At 55.1% G+C, this 17,009-nt stretch carries 14 protein-coding genes; 1 reads left to right on the top strand and 13 read right to left on the bottom strand.

Annotated elements, in window-relative coordinates:
- Positions 1–12 precede the first annotated feature (12 nt).
- The 11 genes from B3X29_RS18870 to B3X29_RS18820 form a co-directional block, all read right to left on the bottom strand.
- Positions 13–2,535, bottom strand: a complete 2,523-nt coding sequence (locus B3X29_RS18870) for a type VI secretion system Vgr family protein (RefSeq protein ID WP_159339423.1) — start codon at positions 2,533–2,535, stop codon at positions 13–15.
- 18 nt (positions 2,536–2,553) lie between these two features.
- Complete coding sequence (locus B3X29_RS18865) at positions 2,554–3,078, bottom strand: putative T6SS immunity periplasmic lipoprotein (RefSeq protein ID WP_199184420.1); 525 nt, start codon at positions 3,076–3,078, stop codon at positions 2,554–2,556.
- Positions 3,072–3,632, bottom strand: coding sequence for a type IV secretion protein Rhs (locus B3X29_RS18860; RefSeq protein WP_156654632.1), 561 nt, complete (start codon positions 3,630–3,632; stop codon positions 3,072–3,074). The genes B3X29_RS18865 and B3X29_RS18860 overlap by 7 nt, the downstream gene beginning before the upstream one ends.
- Positions 3,629–6,271 (bottom strand): type VI secretion system ATPase TssH, encoded by a 2,643-nt coding sequence (gene tssH, locus B3X29_RS18855; RefSeq protein WP_159339424.1) that lies wholly within the window; start codon positions 6,269–6,271, stop codon positions 3,629–3,631. Before tssH ends, B3X29_RS18860 begins: the two co-directional genes overlap by 4 nt.
- 170 nt (positions 6,272–6,441) lie before the next feature.
- A complete protein-coding gene (hcp, locus tag B3X29_RS18850) occupies positions 6,442–6,933 on the bottom strand; it encodes a type VI secretion system effector Hcp (RefSeq protein ID WP_103179849.1) in 492 nt (163 codons plus the stop codon).
- Positions 6,934–6,938: 5 nt separating this feature from the next.
- The gene (locus B3X29_RS18845) at positions 6,939–8,663 is read right to left on the bottom strand and encodes an OmpA family protein (RefSeq protein ID WP_159339425.1); all 1,725 of its coding nucleotides are present in this window, start codon (positions 8,661–8,663) and stop codon (positions 6,939–6,941) included.
- A gap of 3 nt (positions 8,664–8,666) precedes the next feature.
- Complete coding sequence (gene tssL, locus B3X29_RS18840; protein WP_159339426.1) at positions 8,667–9,320, bottom strand: type VI secretion system protein TssL, short form; 654 nt, start codon at positions 9,318–9,320, stop codon at positions 8,667–8,669.
- Positions 9,317–10,657, bottom strand: coding sequence for a type VI secretion system baseplate subunit TssK (gene tssK, locus B3X29_RS18835; RefSeq protein ID WP_159339427.1), 1,341 nt, complete (start codon positions 10,655–10,657; stop codon positions 9,317–9,319). Before tssK ends, tssL begins: the two co-directional genes overlap by 4 nt.
- 13 nt (positions 10,658–10,670) lie before the next feature.
- The gene (gene tssC, locus B3X29_RS18830) at positions 10,671–12,206 is read right to left on the bottom strand and encodes a type VI secretion system contractile sheath large subunit (RefSeq protein ID WP_290561715.1); all 1,536 of its coding nucleotides are present in this window, start codon (positions 12,204–12,206) and stop codon (positions 10,671–10,673) included.
- A gap of 42 nt (positions 12,207–12,248) precedes the next feature.
- Positions 12,249–12,737, bottom strand: coding sequence for a type VI secretion system contractile sheath small subunit (tssB, locus tag B3X29_RS18825; protein ID WP_103179853.1), 489 nt, complete (start codon positions 12,735–12,737; stop codon positions 12,249–12,251).
- 524 nt (positions 12,738–13,261) lie between these two features.
- On the bottom strand, positions 13,262–14,290 hold the full coding sequence (locus tag B3X29_RS18820) for an NADP-dependent oxidoreductase (RefSeq protein WP_159339429.1): 1,029 nt from the start codon (positions 14,288–14,290) through the stop codon (positions 13,262–13,264).
- Positions 14,291–14,378: 88 nt separating this feature from the next.
- Here B3X29_RS18820 and B3X29_RS18815 point away from each other — a divergent pair, with 88 nt between their 5' ends.
- Positions 14,379–14,951, top strand: a complete 573-nt coding sequence (locus B3X29_RS18815; protein ID WP_103179855.1) for a TetR/AcrR family transcriptional regulator — start codon at positions 14,379–14,381, stop codon at positions 14,949–14,951.
- Between the two features lie 2 nt (positions 14,952–14,953).
- Here the strand turns inward: B3X29_RS18815 and B3X29_RS18810 are convergent, their stop codons facing one another.
- Both B3X29_RS18810 and B3X29_RS18805 read right to left on the bottom strand, forming a co-directional pair.
- Entirely contained in the window at positions 14,954–15,133 is a 180-nt protein-coding gene (locus tag B3X29_RS18810; protein WP_103179856.1) for a hypothetical protein, read from the bottom strand.
- 145 nt (positions 15,134–15,278) lie between these two features.
- Positions 15,279–16,895, bottom strand: a complete 1,617-nt coding sequence (locus B3X29_RS18805; protein WP_159339430.1) for a peptide ABC transporter substrate-binding protein — start codon at positions 16,893–16,895, stop codon at positions 15,279–15,281.
- Between the last annotated feature and the right edge of the window lie 114 nt (positions 16,896–17,009).

Raw genomic sequence — 17,009 nt, 5'->3', positions numbered from 1 at the left:
TTGTCAGTCCCTTTACTCAAAAAACAAATTAATTGAGTCTGGATCGAGGCCATAATGAGATTGTGTTATGCCATTTTCATCCGTCACTCCCCGGATAAGTTTTCCGTCCGCAGTTTCGATACGGTAAGGCACATAAGGCTTAGGCTGTTTAGTGGATGTATCCAGAATCCTGAACCCCCCATTCATCGGATTATGAAATTCAGGATCGCTAACCGATACTGGAGAAAGTGCCTGTTCTAATGAAGCACTGCCTCCCCATAAAATATTTGCACTTTTTAGATCTATTTTCCCTGGTGCACCAATTTCCACCGAGCCATCTTTGATTTTGATATACGCCCCACCTTTACTGGTCAGCGTAATACCCTGAGCAGCATTCAGTACAATTTCGCCACTAACGCTGTTAATGTTCATTTTTTTATCCGACTGAAGGCGCATGGCGTCCGTTTGCGCCTGAATATCAACTATTCCCCTTGCTGCAAATATCTTCATTCCCATTTTCTGGGCAAACAGACTGATAGTTTCACCTGCCGCAACAGTAAACTTCTTAATTATACTTATATCCGCATTCCCACCCGCTGTCGCGGTCAGAGTATGGCCTGCGGAAAGCTGAATAGTTTTCGGTGTAACCAGACCAATACCCGCCGGAGCGGAAGCCAGTAGCCCCGCATCTTTTAACTGTGCAAGCATATTGCCAAGCTGCTGTTGAGAAGCTGTATCGGCTTCCAGCGCACCTGATACACTCGCACTCTGCGCTAGCGCTGTCACCAGTTGCAACGCACCCTGTAATTGAGCGATCGCCGCGTTCATATCCAACATCTGTCCCTGTGCTTTCGGCTGAGCATCGGCACTGAGAAAGATCCCTTTCCCCCCTCTTATTGTGACCCAGTCATCGGTGCGCAGCTCAGCACCTTCTCCCCGTAATCCCCTCGACGCATCCACATTATGTCCCAGGTTCAGCTGCGTCTTGCCGCCATATTCGGTGCTGAGCTTGATATGCTCCTCGCCGCGCTTGTCCTCCATCCGCAGCTTATTATTGGTCGGCGTGCGGATTACATTGCGCGTGCTGTTCTTCTCCGTTACGTGGTCAACATGCCGCGAGTCGTGCAGCGCATGGGCGATATACGGCCTGTCAGGGTCGCCCTCATGGAACGCGATCGCCACCTCCGTTCCCTGGATCAGTGGAAAGTGGAAGCCGTACACGTCGCCACCGTAAGGTTTGGCGAGACGCACCGGCATGCTCTCCTGCCCCTGCGCCTTACCGTCCCGGTCAGCATCGAATTTCACCCGGTACAGGCCGGAGGCATCCTGCCAGGCATAGATATCATTGGCTTTAGCGCTGGTGACGCGCGCCGTCATGGTGCCCGTCACCTTGGGGCGCGGCAGCAGCGGCGGACGCCAGCACACCGTTTCGCTGTATGGCACGCCAAAAATATCTACCTGAAGAGCGCTCTTGCGGCTGGCGGTAAAATGCGTGCTGATAAGCAGCACCGGTTCCTGTAATAGAGCTGGCAGGGTTGGAGGCAAATTGTCGGTAATGGTCAGAACCTGAGCGGGAGCCAGCCACGCCGCAGTGCTGTGGCCTGTAATTTGCGACTGGTCTGCCAGAAAACGTTCATGATCGAGGCGGGCATAAAAGTTGGCAGTCTCCGCCTGCGGGTCGATTTTGTCGCCACGCGCAAGATGACGTAGACGGTAGTGATAGGCATCGCCATAAGTCACCCCTTCGCCGTCCCCACGGGTCATATCCGCAGGCGCAGACTGCAATATGCTCTGTGCATCGCGGTGGTTGTAATCCCGGGCTGTGACACTGGCTTCCACCACATTATGGGTAACATTCAGTCCCCACACCGATTCAGCACCGTTGTCGCTCATCCCTGACGGGCTGTTGACTGGCAGGGTTTTACCAAACATCAGCGACCGCTGCGCATCGGCAAAATGCACCACCTCGCTTTGTGCGTCTTCCTGCAAGGTGAAGAAATAAAAAATTCCCACCTCAGCCAGCAGACGCTGGATGAAAGCCAGATCGCTCTCCTGGTACTGGTTTATCTGCTCACGCTTCGGGTAGTTTTGTTTAAGATTAAATTCATATTCCCAGCCGTGCAGACCGTGCTCCTGCAGTATCAGCTCCACCACGTCCGGCACTGATTTATTGACAAAGAAACGGTGGGACCGGAACTGCCTGTCCAGCAAGGATATAAAAGGTTTCAGGGTGATGCGGTACAGCGTCTGGTCGGCAGAGCCGGAGATACGTCTGAAATCCGTGATGACGCCATGGACCTTTTTTTGCTCAGGCAACACCTCCAGTAACCCGGCCCCAATCGTCAGGGTTGACGGTTTACGTAAAAACTCGCTGGCGTCAAGCTGCTTGTTAGTGCTGGTAAATATGATGTCATAGGCGTATATCCGGCTCATCCCTTCCATACCACTGAACTCTTCAACATCCAGCGGCCAGGTACAGGAGGGAATATCAAGGCGATAACGGTTCAGGGTTCCCGGCGTCGCAAGAGCGTTTTGCAGAGAGTCTTTTAAAGTCATTATTTTCATTCCATGAATTTAATTAAGAGGATCTGAGGTATAGGGGTATTCACAGGATCCAGCATGGTTGCCCTGAACAGGCGTAATATCAGTATTTTTCATTTCGCTATAGGGCCGTATTATCTCCATATCCGTAAGAGGAATATTGAAAATGCACCCACGGCTAATTTCCACTCCAGAGACCATTCTTCGTGGCGTGTCTTTATGGCGTTTTGATTGCAGTACATAGGAAATGATGAACTGCCCTTTTTCCGGAAAATGATAGAAAGAGGGAGGAAGGCATAACTGACCCTTTTCTACCCTGAGGGGTGGGAGAAAGATAATTTTCTTTTCACGTGGTAGCGTCCCGCGCGGATTAATAGCAATATTTACCGGTTGATAATCCTCTGCATCCGGTATATCAAAACAGATATCTCCTCCTCTTGTACTGACTGTTGTTTCTTCGTCGAATCGCCATCGGTCTCCAGGACAACCAGTAAGCACAGGGAGACAGAATAATAAAAAAAAGGCTGAAAAATAATGTTGCCGGATCATGCTTACCATGGAAACCCCCGCAACGTATTTTCATACTGCTTCTCAAGCACCGGCTCACTGATATTCCCATCAAGTGTAATGACATGATGATCCCGGAGCCCACACCATTTTGTGTATCCCTCCGAAAGCAGAATAAAATGGTCAGAGATAATCTGTGCCTGCTGTTCCATAGGATATTCACTTAAGAGTCGTCCATCCAAAACATAACGATAACTCACCGCCCAGCTCACCAGTCCCCGACCGATGACATTCATTCCCTTTTCCCGCTGCCAGACATGAACCATTTCATGAATAAACATATGTTTATAGAAAGGAACACTGAGCGAATAATCTTCCCGGTAATGCTCACGGAAATAAATTTCTCCATTTGGTGCCATAGCCGTATTTTTGTTCTGTAGCCCAAAGGGAAGATAGCTGTCATGATGGATCCAAACCTTATGGTATGGGATCGTCGATCTGAATACCGACTTCGCCAGCGCAATCTCACCTGAAGTCAGTAACCGCAGCGTTCCTTCTTTCTCTTCTTTTTGATTAGCATTCTTTTTTTTATCATGGATGGTCATTGCTCACCTTCCTGTCGTAGCTCAATCACAATCCCCTCGTCTTCATCCCAGCCAAGGATCAGGTGCCGTGGCTTTTGCCCCGCCGCCATATGCGTTAGCAATTGCCGGCTCAGCACCGGCAGTATCTGCTGGTTAAGCAGGCTGTCGATATTGCGCGCCCCGGTGTCCGGCAGCAGGCAGGCGGCGGTCAGCGCGTCATACAGGCTTTCGCCGATCTCAGTCGTCATTCCGTAGTGTCGTTGCAGACGTGTGCTCACCTGTGCCAGCTTCATACCGACGATGCTGCGCATTGCGGCTTGTGCCAGCGGACGGTAAATCACGGTCTGGAAACGCGCCAGCAATGCGGGCTGGAAGTGGTCGCGCAGCAACGGGCGCAGCAGTTCATGCAGGTCACCTTCAGTGACCTCCGGCTGTTCGTCCAGCATCTGCATGATAGGGTCGCTGCCGAGGTTGGAAGTCATCAAAATCACCGTGTTACGGAAGTCGATTTCCCGCCCCTCGCCGTCACGCATAAAACCGCGGTCAAAGACCTGATAGAACAGGTTCATCACGTCCCGGTGCGCCTTTTCCACTTCGTCCAGCAGCACCACGCTGTATGGACGCTTGCGTACCGCTTCGGTGAGGATGCCGCCCTGGCCGTAGCCGACGTAGCCCGGAGGCGATCCCTTGAGCTGGGAGACGGTGTGCGGCTCCTGGTACTCGGAAAGGTTGATGGTGATAAGGGATTTCTCGCCGCCAAACAGTTCATCGGCAAGCGCTAAAGCGGTTTCGGTTTTGCCGGTGCCGCTTGGGCCGGTCAGCAGGAAAACACCCTGCGGGCCGTTCTCCGGCGCGAGGCCCGTTTTTGAGGCGCGCAGGCGCTGCGCAATAGCGTTCAGCGCCACATCCTGGCCCACCACACGTTTGCTCAGACTGGCTTCCAGACTCAGCAGTTCCGTCTGCTCATCCTTCATTAATGAAGAGAGCGGCACGCCGGTCCAGTCGGCAATGACGGTGGCGACAGTACGCGTGTCCACGTCCAGCCCAAGCAACGGGTTACCCTGCTGAACTTCTCTCAGTTGCTGTTGCAGGTCGGCAATCTCCGCCTGACGCGAGATATCCGCGCGGCAGGCGAGCAGTTCTTCTGTGAGTTTCAGCTCCTGGCCGTACTGCGTTTCCAGCGCGTCGAGCTGCAGGATAATGTTGATTTCGTCCTGTTCGATGGCGGCCAGGCGCTCTCCATGGGTGGCGTGACCCACCGCCATATCCTCCAGCAGGGCCTGCTTTTCCATCGCCAGGGCCGTGAGCTGCGCCTTCATCCGGGTTAGCGGTTCCGGCACAGTGTCAAGGCTCATGCGAATACGCGCCGAGGCGGTGTCCAGCAGGTCCACCGCCTTGTCCGGCAGCTGACGGCCGGTGAGGTAACGCCTGGAGAGGATAACGGCGGCTCTAACGGCTTCATCCGTAATGTGCACCCCGTGGTGATGCGCATAGCGGGATTTTAGCCCCCGGAGCATCAGGCAGGCGGTGTCGTCGTCCGGCTCGTCAACCTTAACCATCTGGAAGCGGCGCTCCAGGGCAGCATCGCGTTCGAAGTACTGCTTGTACTCGCTCCAGGTGGTGGCGGCGATGGTGCGCAGTTCACCGCGGGCCAGGGCCGGTTTCAGCAGGTTGGCTGCATCCGCCCCGCCCGCCTGATTGCCTGCGCCGATAATGGTGTGGGCCTCGTCAATGAAAAGGAGAACCGGCAGTGGCGATTGCTGCACCGCGTCTATGATGTTTTTCAGCCGCTGTTCGAACTCACCCTTCACACCTGCACCCGCCTGCAGCAGGCCAAGGTCAAGGGTGCGCACCGAAACAGGTTTAAGCGCATCCGGCACATTGCCTTCCGCAATGCGCAGCGCCAGCCCCTCCACCAGCGCGGTCTTGCCGACACCCGGCTCGCCTACCAGAATCGGGTTGTTCTTGCGGCGTCTTGAGAGAATGTCCACCATCTGGCGGATTTCATTATCCCGGCCAAACACCGGGTCGATTTTACCCTCGCGAGCGCGGGCGGTGACATCGAGGGTGAACTTATCCAACGCGTTCTGCAGGGCCGGATTCAGTTCCCCTTCTTTTACTCCGGCATCAACCGGCCGGCCGATAAATTCCACCTCACCGCCCTGCGTCATCTCAGCCTCCTGCTGCACCTCCGGTCGCTCGTCCGACTGCGCATCCAGCAATGGACGTAAACGCTCCAGCTGACTCTGGGCCAGCGTTAACAGCGGCCACAGACCATCGCAGCGGGCCAGACTCTGTTTTTCCACCAGCGCCATCAGCAGGTGAATGCTGCGAATGTGCTCCTCCCCTGCCAGCGAGGCGCGCAGCCAGGCATCCTGCATTAACAACTGCACCGCGTCCGAAAGCTGCGGACGGCTGCGCACTGAGCGCGGCAGTGAATCCATGAACACCAGCAAATCCTGCCAGATGGCGTCCATATCCCATTCATAGCGCCGCGCCAGTACCGTCAGATCGCCCTCGCCCTGCTCCAGCAGTTTCAGCAGCCAGTGCTCAGGCAAGATTTCCGCATGGGCCCGGGTCTGGCACAGGGAGGCAGCGCCCTCCATCGCACGGGCACAATAAGGATTAAGACGACGTAACAGGATGGCTGGATTTTCCATGAGATTCTCTCTTTATCAGTTCCGGACACGCTACCGCCCGTCGCTTTTCCTCATTTAAGGAACCCAAAGCGCATTCGGTCAGGCTGGCAGATTGTTTTTTTCTTTGCTGAATACCCGGAGGACCAGGTACTCAGCAAAAAAAGCAGACGGAGAACCGTCTGCTCAGGAAATCAGGCAGTAGCGCGTTCATTCCAGGAATCGGAATGAATGATGTTGCCGTCTTTATAGGTCCAGGTGATTTTTTCGTAGCGCAGCTCAATCTGTTCCAGATGGTTGTGTTTCTCTTTGGAGGGATCCTTGATGTCGTGCATCAGCGGGTTGACCTTCACCACCTTCACGTTCTCTAGTTTCGTGTTGAAGTACTCCACTTCCTGACCCGCATCGTTGATTTTGTACCACTTGAATTCCGCAGACTTCAGGGTCTGACCGGTGGTCACCGCCTTGTACAGGTACGGGCTGGAGGAGTCGATTTCCTTGGTGAACAGGAACGGGGTGTGGATACGCGTGCCGGTCAGCTTGCCGGTGTTATTGTCGGTCGGGATGTACAGATTGTGCTCCTGAGCGACCACCTCGATGCTGCCTTCACGGTCCTTCACGTCTACGGAACCTTTAATGTCCGCGCCGCCGTCATCCTTCAGCCACAGATAAACTGGAATTGCCATGTTAATTACTCCATTTCATTTTTTGATACGTCATCATCCTGAGATGACGCAGGGGTGTTGCCCGGTAACTGACAGGCATTTGCCTGCGGTACCAGACTGATTTCGACACGGCGATTAAGCGCGCGGCCTTCTGTCGTGTCGTTGGTGGCGACGGGTCGGCTTTCGCCGTAGCCCTGCACCGCAAAACAGCTCTCCGGCACGTCGCCGGTGTCGCGCATCCAGTCGCGAACAGATTCGGCGCGTTTCAAGGAAAGCGACTGGTTGGATTTTTCATCACCCACGCTGTCGGTATGGCCCGCCACCACGATAAGCCAGCCGGGCTTCGCCTTAATCCCGACCAGGGAGTTCACCAGTAGCCTGGTAGATCCGGGTTTCAGCGCCCATTTGCCGGTGTCAAAGAGAGACATACTGTCGAGGCGGATGGTCTGCGGCCCCTGCACTATTTTCTTTATCACCGGACGTGGCGGTGGCGGCGGCGCCCAGTCATTAATGGCCGCTTCCACAAGTGGTATCAGATGCATGCCCTGGTACAGTCCCAACCCGTAGCGCGGCGGTTCACCGCGACGCTGCCAGTCATCCAGCTGGTGGCTGTCGGCGCGAAGACGGTGTTGCGCCTGCTGTTTTGGCGCGACTGGCGTGCCGCTGAGGCGGTGATAAACGGCAAGATGGTCCCCGACGCTACGCACAAGGCGCTGGTTGTTAATAAAAGACGCCAGCATCGCCAGTACGATGAACACAAAACAGATACCAGCTGCCAGACCTATATCCTGCATTCGGCGGCTGATGCCCTGACGGTGCGGCAAATACGGTAGAAGAACATCCGGGAGGGAGAGAACCTCCGGCACAGGCTTAGGAACGCAAGCCGGAGAGAGCGTGGTGGTTTCCGTTATCTGTTGCTGCCAGAGATTGTTCGCAACGGCGGTGACTGGCGCCAGGCAGATACCGGCGGCACAGAGTTTCAAAGCCGGCAGCTCTCCCTGTCGGCTCCCGAGCGGACGGATCACATGACGCTCAGTCAGGGCCAGCACGCTGTCCAGCCAGAGCGCCTGACAGAAGCGCGAGGTGTTGTCTGACGCCTCCCGCTGCCAGTCATCAACCGGGAGCGGGACATGGTTGTTCTGCCGTACCCGGATACCCGGTAAGTCCGGTGTCACGGTAAACCAGCTCCCGTTTTCAGGAGACCCACCGTCCGGCGGTGATACCCAAACCACACTCCATACGGGTGGCAGTCCGTTCAGCCAGCCCCGGCACTGCGCAATGCTCCGTCGCCAGCCCGTCAGGGACTGCGCCAGTGTCTCTTCCGCATTGTGCTGTTCCGGTGTCACCGCCAGCAGTACGGAGACCTGTGGCACCAGTGCCGGGCGCATGGTAGACAGGCGCTGCGCCAGCAACGGCAGTTGTTCTATACTCTCTGCCCGCAGATACCAGCCCTGACGCGTTTCACGATATACCGTTTCCGCAGGAAACAGGGAAGCGGTATCACCACAGACCACTATCACCGCACCCTTAAACTCTTCCGGCGGCAGGAGGTTCTCTTCAGGATGTGGGCTGACTTCATTATCGTGCTGAAACCGTCGCCATTGACTCCACAGCATCGCAACGCAAATCAATGAAATACCGAGGCAAAATGCAAACCGGCTTCCACGGGAAAGTGGCCAGTAACCCATCACCAGCCACAGCGCCAGAACTGTTGCAAACATGGTCAGCAACACACGGGGAAATTCACGCATCCCTTATCCCCGCCCGGCTATTTGCGACACCATCTGCGCCAGCACAGAGGAGAGCGTCAGCCACAACGCCGCCAGCACCACAATGCCTGCCGCCCAACCGAGCCAGTAAATCCAGCGTCCGCTACGCAGGCCGGATGCCCTGACAATAACAGGCGCGTCCTGCGTAAGAGTAAACGGCGGAACCCGCTCGCTGAGCGCGCGCACCACATCCTCACGCCTTTCATCGTCCTGCGCCCGGTACTGACCGACAAAGCCCAGTTGCAGAGTGCGGTACAGGCAGGTCAGCACCGCCACGTCCGGCGCGGGCTCGCGCAGGATGGTCCGAATACGTTCCCACAGTTCTTCACCCGCATTCAGGGTGCTGAAAAAACGGGCCTGCAGCGGGTCCTTCCGCCATTTACGATAACCATCATCCTGTTTATCGCGGTTGAGCACGCTTTCATCAAGCAGAGCGCAGTAGGCATACAGCATCCGCTCACTGCTCGTTTCACTGTACCCGGCCTGCGCCAGAGACTCACGGGCATCGTTCACCCACCGGCAAGCGCGGCGGTAGAGCGCTTCGCCGTCCTTGATTTCCTGACCACTACGTAATTGACTGACCATCAGCCAGCCAGGATAAAAAGTTCTATTTATCAATTCGGTATCAGAGGTATTCATGAGCGCAGCACCGCAAACAGTTCAAGTTTTATCTCACCCAGCGATTCGGGTGTATAGAAGGTGCAGTTGCCTGCCTCCAGCATGGCGCGGGCCGCATCTGTGGACAGATCCAGCGCAAAATACTGGTTCTCAAGACGCAGCGGTATCGCCGCAGGGACGTGACTCAGCGGTTTAATCACCATTCCGCTCAGGGCGATATTCACCACCTCGGAAACATCATCGTGGCTACCAGCTTTACAAAGCTGCGGGAAGCGGGTCTGCAGTTCGTGGTTTGGCATGGAAGAGCGCACGGAGAGATAAAAATCCGCTCCTTCACGCAATCGCGCATCGAGCAGCTTGCCACGCCAGATCTCCCTGTCATCGCCCTGCTCCAGCGCGATAGCAACAACCCGCGACGGCAAACTGGCCTCAAGAAGTTTGTCCAACAGGGTAAACAGCGGCGGAAAGACTTGTTCTGGCGCATCATGCCGGTAAAGCGGAATATCGTCAGCGTTATGCTCAAGTGAAAAGGTCAGCAGACTGCCCGCCAGCCTCGCCAGCTCCCGGTACAACAGTTCAGGATGACGAGACGGTGACTGGTGCAACTCTGTCAGTACGGGTTCGGTACTGTTCAGGGCATGAAGTAGCCAGAACAGCGACACATCCGCCACGGCAAAGTCCGCCATCCGCTCATTACTTTCGCGTCGCATTGCCATCAGTCGCTTACGTCGGGCCGACAGGCGGTGCAGAAGATCCCTGAGATCACCGTTTAGCACGGGACTGGCATCCAGCGACAGCAGCGGCGGGATAAAGCTGGGATCGCGCACCCACTGTCCCTGGGCGTTGCGGATCAGCCTCGCCACCGGGCAGGTCAGATAAGCGCTGTTTTCCTGGGTGGACAGCCGCAGCGTCATCGAATGACGCAGTACAGCCAGATCGCTGCGCTCATGTCCGGCAAGCTCCTGTACCGTCACCCGTTCTGCCTGCCAGCGGCGCGGACGGGCACTGTCGCGCCCGTCATCCAGATTACCGCCGTTCGCGCTGAGCAATGGCAGGCACAGCAGCACCTCCATACTCTCCTGCACCACCGCGGATATATCACAGACCGGTGGCAGGTTATCCGCGAGATCCGTGTCGACCAGCGTCCCGTCAGCAAAGCGTACGATCAGACGGGTGGCATTGAGCCGGGAAAGCGCCAGTGCGCTGTCGTCAAACTCAGCGCACAGCACACCCCAGGGGTGCGCCAGCGCCATTCGTGCAACAGTATCTGCAACGTGTGCATCCCAGCGGGCCTGCTGCTGAAACTGTTGGGGGGCCAGGAAAGCCCCGTCGCTCCACAGCGGACGATAAATTTTCATCCCTGCTCCCGCCTTATGCTTTCGCTTTCGGCATCTGGCTCACCAGCGACAGATTCACGTCCATACCTTCCACCTGGAAGTGTGGTACGGCGTACAGTCGCACGCGGAAGAAGCCCGGGTTGTCCTCAATGTCTTCCACCACCACTTTTGCGTCGCGCAGCGGGTGAGAAGCCTGCAGTTCATCGCCCGGATCGGTCATTTCAGTGACCAGACCTTTCACCCAGGTGTTGAGCTCAAGCTCCAGCAGACGGCGATCTTTCGTGGTCCCGATGTTTTCGCGCTGAATCAGCTTCAGATAGTGGGCAATGCGTGACAACAGGAAGATGTACGGCAGGCGCGCGTTGATGCGGCTGTTGGCCGTCGCATCGGCAGTATCGTACAGGGCCGGTTTCTGGGCTGAGTTCGCCGAGAAGAAGCAGGCGTAGTCGCGGTTTTTGTAGTACGACAACGGGATGAAACCGAGATTCGCAAACTCAAATTCGCGGGTCTCCGGGATCATCACCTCAGACGGGATCTTCACCTGGTTGCCGGTGCCGAGATCGTACAGGTGGATCGGCAGATCTTTCACCGCCCCGCCCGCCTGCGGACCACGGATCTGCACGCACCAGCCGTTGTTGATAAAGCTCTTCACCATGTTGGAGGCGAAGGAGAATGACGCGCTGGTCCACAGGTATTTTTCGTGATCCGGGCCTTTCACCTGCTCAACGTAGTTGAAGCTGCGCACCGGTACGGTGTCCGGACCATACGGCAGACGCCCCAGCACCCGCGGCATGACCAGGCCAATATAGCGGGCGTCGTCGGTGTCGCGGAACGATTTCCACTTGATGTACTCGGCGCGGTCGAAGTAGTTGCCGATATCTTTGATCGCAGCCACCTCTTCCATCGACTCTTTCAGGAAGAACTTCGGACCGACGGAGCCGATAAACGGCATATGCGCTGCGGCAGATACTTTGGAGATGTTGCGTAGTAGCGCCACGTCCTGCGGGCTGGCGTCAAACTCATAAGCCGATATCACCGAGCCAATCGGTTCACCGCCCGGGGTGTCGTATTCAGCTGTATAGGTGTGCCAGTAAAGCCCGCTCTGAATGAGCTCCGGTGCGTCTTCAAAGTCCTGGCGCAGAGCGTCTTTTGAAACATCCAGAATTTCGGTTTTCACATTCTGGCGATAGTCTGTGTTATCCACCAGCTGCTTCAGGCCACGCCACAGGGATTCCACTTTCTGGAATTCGGTATGGTGCATCACCGCATCGAGCTGGCGGCTGATCTGAAAATCAAGTTCTGCGATATGGTGGTCAATCAACGTTTTGTCGAGCTTTTCCACCTGTTGTCCGGAACGGCGGATGCACTCCATAAACACCTGCATCGCCGCAGTCAGACGTTCACCTGCTGACGCATCAGCCAGCGCGGCGTCATCCAGAAACGTATTAATATCGCCCAGGCTGGAGGCTGGGGTCAGATTGATTTTTTCAAACAGAGAGGCGTAAACACCCTCTTTTTCCAGTACAGTCGTTTGCCCCTGAGCAGAGCCATTTTCAGTATTTAAAGACATCAGCATATTCCCGGTTAATCCATTAAAAGAGACTTCCACACATTATTTCGGGGCAAGCGCACTCATTTCGTCACGTAACTCCTGAGTTAGCGCCGGATCCTTAAGAATTTTCTCGAGCTCTTTTCTGAAAGTGGCGTTATCCAGCAGGTTAGATTTGAGGTCGCGTAATAAATTACGCATGGCCAGCATCGCGCGAAGTTGAGGAATTTGACGGGCAACCTGTTCTGGTTCGAAATCCTTCATGGAGGAAAACTGCAGGCGGATGTTTTCTTCACCGTCGCCAGAAAGCGTATTCTGTACGGCCAGATTAATCTCGGGGTTAAACTCTGCAAGTACGCTATCGAAGTTGTTTTTATTGATGTTTATTTTTTCCCGCTCCGATAACATGCGGGTCTCCTTACCGTTACTGAAATCGCCAACAGTAAGAATTTTAAGGGGTAATTCAACTTTCTTCTGTGCGCCTCCTGTGTGTAAAGCCAATTTTAAATTTATTCGTGCCTTAGGCACTTCATTCTGAAACGAATCAGCCATAGCGGTCCCTTTTCCTTAAGGAATAGTTGTCGAGTAAAACCACGTTTATTAACGGACAGATAGTAGAACAAAAAATTACACTGGATCAACTAACTATTAATCCAAAGCGAGACTTTACACATACTCTTGTCCTCAATTCGATTAGCAAGTACTGATATCTGACCTGCACATATTTAAAGGAGAATTCTCACGTAAATAAACAGAAGCGAATACATAACAAATATGCATATTATATTTATTTTAAATGATATATATAAATTAAATTAACTCAAACCATGAATTAATGATAATTACGCGTGAGAGCGAAAAAAATGGCGCCTCAATCAGCGCCATTTACAAGGTGGGCAATATTCATCGCACGAAACGCCACATACAGAGCATACACCGCCCATCCGGTAATCTTCGGGCAATTTTGCCGTACCATACGCCCTTCGGCGATAAGGCCTTCTTTCGGTGTTCAGGACCCAAAGCGAACAGGCGTGGTGATTAATTACACAGACTCTGGCCGTATCACTCCCGTCACATCAGTCCTGTTCAATGACCGAAAGCACGATTTTCCCCTGAATATGTCCTCGAGCCGCCCGCTCATGCGCTTGTTGCGCGTGCGCAAGCGGGAACGTACTGTCGACAGCTACCTGAATCACCCCCTTATCCATCAATTCGGCAAGCTGGGCGAGCTGTGCGCCGTTGGATCGCACCTGGGTAGCCGAGACGACAACGCCCAACTGCCGGGCCTCGTCAGCGCCTGAAAATCCCAGAGGATAAATCGGAAACAGCGCGCCGCCGCGCCTGAGAGCGCGCAAGAAGCGGCTTGCTGAAGGGCCGCCAACCGCATCGATGACGAGATCTGCATTGCGTACTACATCTTCGGCAGCCTGTTTCGTGTAATCAATAAATTCATCAGCGCCCAGGTTAAGCAGAAACATTTCATGTTCACCGGAGGCCACCGCGATAACATGCGCGCCCTGCCATTTCGCCAGTTGTAAGGCGAAATGGCCGACACCGCCTGCCGCGCCGTTAACCAGAACGGTTTGTCCCGCCAGCGGCACCGGCTTATGCGGGGTTGCCTGTAGCGGATTGGGCACATCATGCCCTTGATCAATCATAAATTGCCATGCGGTCAGCAGCGACATGGGTGCGGCAGCGGCGTGGATATGGTCAAGACGACGAGGTTTACGCGCCACCTCCGTTGCCGCTACGCTGACATATTCGGCATAGGCCCGGCTACCGCCAGCCGCCCCGTCGGGGAAGCGCACCATCGAATAGACTTCATCCCCGACAGAGAACGCCGTGACGTTGTCGCCCACCGCAACGATCACCCCCGAAATATCCGTTCCCAGGATCACGGGGAAAGTGACTTTGGGTTGCCATTCCGGCGGCAACATTCGGTAGCCATCGCGAAGATACCAGTCAGGAGGATTGAGGCCGACCGCATACACGCGGACAAGCACTTCGTTGGGCTGAAGATCTGGCACAGGAACCTCTTCATAGCGAAGTACCTCCGGCCCACCGAACGCGTACTGCTGCACTGCCTTCATCACTTTAATCGACATGGCTTTCTCCTCGGACGTAAATGCGGTATATTTAACGGAGCACTGCTCCGAATATATGGAGCACTGTTCCGCTTGTCAAGGAGACACCATGCGAGCCGATGCGAGAAAAAACTACGACCACCTGATTGCCGTCGCGCGCGACGTCTTTATTGAGCAAGGCGCCGATGCGTCATTGCGCGACATTGCCCGCAGAGCCGAAGTCGGCCTGGGTACACTCTACCGCCACTTCCCGAGCCGCGAAGCGTTGCTTGAAGTCCTGCTGCGTTCAAGCTTTGATGCACTGGCGACCAGAGCCGAAGCCCTTCAGACCAGGGCCGATTCAGCCGAAGCCCTGACGTTGTGGTTGCAAGAGATTATCGCCTTCACCTATGAACATCGTGGCGTTATTGAGCCGATGATGAGCGCCATCGAAGATCCCGATTCCGCGCTCCACACATCGTGCGTCGCCCTTCGCGCTGCCGGGGCAGCGCTCCTTGCCCGCGCTCAGGCCGATGGTAAGGCGCGGGCTAATCTTGATGGTGCGGAATTGTTTGATCTGATTGCTGCGCTGGCCTGGCTGCGTGGACATCCCTCGCACGCTCCCCGCGCCGAACGGATTTTCAGCGTGATTGCAGATGCTATCCTGGTGACAAAAACAGCCAACGCTACAGATAAAAAATGACTTCAATGAGCGCCGATGCCATTCAGAAACAGATCAACCAGATGGGTAATGCGCGGTTCAGGCTCATTATCCTGCTCAGTCGCAGTTAAAATCGCGGTGGCCACAAACACGATATCGTCAAAGGTACCTTTCCCCCTGACCGTCTGAGTATCCCCGGTACGCGCCAGTGCGGTGAAGAACACACCGATCTTTCGTTCGCTTAATGCCCGTTCTTTTGGACGAGGCTATCACGCATTTCTTCGTAAAGGGGGAGAAACTGGCGCTGCAAGTCGCGCCAGCTCTGGGTTTAGCGATGGTATCCTGCCGTCAGCAGGATGTCAGTACGCGTCAGTGCTTCACGATATACATCGTGCGGCTATACGCCACATCTTCCGGGTTGTTAATCGGATAGCCTTTCACCCACGGCTTGATTAACCGCCCGTTGGTGTACTGGTAGATCGGCGCAATCGGGGCTTTTTCCGCAATGATTTTTTCTGCGGTATTGTAATCCGCATTGCGGGCCTGCTCGGTGGTCTCCAGGGATGCCTGGTTAATCACCTTGTCATACGCCGGATCGTTGAAACGCGAGATGTTGCCAGTATGCGTTGAGGTCAGCAGGGAGAGGAAGGTCGAGGGCTCATTGTAGTCACCTACCCAGGAGGCGCGGATCACGTCAAAGTTGCCGGTATTACGGCTGTCGATATAGGTTTTCCACTCCTGGTTCTGCAACTTCACATCGACACCCAGGTTCTTTTTCCACATTGACGCCACCGCGATAGCAATCTTCTGGTGGTTCTCTGAGGTGTTATACAGCAGCGTCAGCTTCAGCGGTTTCTGCGCATTGTAGCCAGCCGCCTGCAACAGCGTTTTGGCCTGCGCGTTCATCTCTTCCTGGCTCATCTGCTCAAAAGGCGATTTCTCCGGCGTAAATCCTGCGGTCACGTCCGGGGTGAAGTGCCAGGCAGGTTTTTCGCCGGTACCCAGTACTTTTTCAGCCATGATGCGCCGGTCGATAGTCATGCTGAGCGCCAGACGCACTCTCGCATCCGCAGTCGGGCCTTTTTGGGTATTAAAGGCATAATAGTAGGTGCCCAGCTGCGGCGGGGTATAGACCTGGCCCGGGATCTCTTTCATTAACTTCTGGTAGAGGTTTTTCGGGAACGATTCGGTGATGTCGATATCATCTGCCAGATAGCGCTTGGTGGCTGAGGACTCCTGGTTGATCGGGATAAAGGTCACTTTCTGCAGAACGGTTTTGTCGTTATCCCAGTAATGGCTGTTACGCTCAACCACCAGCTTCTCGTTGACCACCCGGTCTTTGAGGATATACGCACCGTTACCTACCAGCGCCCCAGGACGAGTCCACTCCGGGCTGCTCTCCACATTCGCTTTTTGTACCGGATAGAAGGCGAAGCTCGCCGTCAGATTGGCAAACCACGGCAGGGGTTTATCGAGCTGCACGCGCAGGGTTCGGTTATCCACTGCCGTTACGCCCAGTTTATCCGGCGTTGCCTTACCGTCGATGATCGCCTGCGCGTTCACGATCCCGGCCAGGGCCGCAAACCAGGCGAAAGGCGAGGTCGTTTTGGGATCAACCAGACGCTGCCAGCTGTAGACAAAATCCTGGGCAGTGACGGGGGTGCCATCAGACCATTGCGCGTTCTCGCGCAGGGTGAAAGTCCAGACGCGGTTATCATTACTCTGCCAGCGGGTCGCCACGCCTGGCACCAGTTCGCCCTTTTCATTCTGATTCACGAGACCCTCGAACAGATCGCGGATCACCTGAATTTCAGGCAGACCCACCGCTTTAGCGGGATCAAGCGAGGCAGGTTCATCTTTGATATGACGCACCAGCTCCTGTTTGGATGCCAGCGTTGTCCCGGGGGGAACATCCGCCGCGAAGGCGTAAGAAGAGAGGCCACACAACAATAAGGCAGAACAGATCAACGAAACCGGATGCTTCATGAGATCCCCTTTAAAATGATGGGTAACGAGCAGATGGGTAATTATTTGTTTCGGAACAGTGAAATGCAAACAACTTCCGCCGGAAAGTTGATATCTGCCGGTTTTACCTTCTGG

This window comes from Leclercia sp. UBA5076, from assembly GCF_002416465.1.
Taxonomy (GTDB): Bacteria; Pseudomonadota; Gammaproteobacteria; order Enterobacterales; family Enterobacteriaceae; genus Enterobacter.
Note: the sequence above shows the minus strand (reverse complement) of the source record. Positions and strands in the feature narration are given on the sequence as shown.

Coding starts and splice junctions, on each gene's coding strand:
- B3X29_RS18805 (WP_159339430.1), bottom strand. CDS start 16,895: ATGAAGCATCCGGTTTCGTTGATCTGTTCTGCCTTATTGTTGTGTGGC.
- tssB (WP_103179853.1), bottom strand. CDS start 12,737: ATGGCTGATTCGTTTCAGAATGAAGTGCCTAAGGCACGAATAAATTTA.
- tssH (WP_159339424.1), bottom strand. CDS start 6,271: ATGGAAAATCCAGCCATCCTGTTACGTCGTCTTAATCCTTATTGTGCC.
- B3X29_RS18845 (WP_159339425.1), bottom strand. CDS start 8,663: ATGCGTGAATTTCCCCGTGTGTTGCTGACCATGTTTGCAACAGTTCTG.
- tssL (WP_159339426.1), bottom strand. CDS start 9,320: ATGAATACCTCTGATACCGAATTGATAAATAGAACTTTTTATCCTGGC.
- tssC (WP_290561715.1), bottom strand. CDS start 12,206: ATGTCTTTAAATACTGAAAATGGCTCTGCTCAGGGGCAAACGACTGTA.
- B3X29_RS18815 (WP_103179855.1), top strand. CDS start 14,379: ATGCGAGCCGATGCGAGAAAAAACTACGACCACCTGATTGCCGTCGCG.
- tssK (WP_159339427.1), bottom strand. CDS start 10,657: ATGAAAATTTATCGTCCGCTGTGGAGCGACGGGGCTTTCCTGGCCCCC.
- B3X29_RS18860 (WP_156654632.1), bottom strand. CDS start 3,632: ATGACCATCCATGATAAAAAAAAGAATGCTAATCAAAAAGAAGAGAAA.
- B3X29_RS18820 (WP_159339429.1), bottom strand. CDS start 14,290: ATGTCGATTAAAGTGATGAAGGCAGTGCAGCAGTACGCGTTCGGTGGG.
- hcp (WP_103179849.1), bottom strand. CDS start 6,933: ATGGCAATTCCAGTTTATCTGTGGCTGAAGGATGACGGCGGCGCGGAC.
- B3X29_RS18870 (WP_159339423.1), bottom strand. CDS start 2,535: ATGACTTTAAAAGACTCTCTGCAAAACGCTCTTGCGACGCCGGGAACC.
- B3X29_RS18865 (WP_199184420.1), bottom strand. CDS start 3,078: ATGGTAAGCATGATCCGGCAACATTATTTTTCAGCCTTTTTTTTATTA.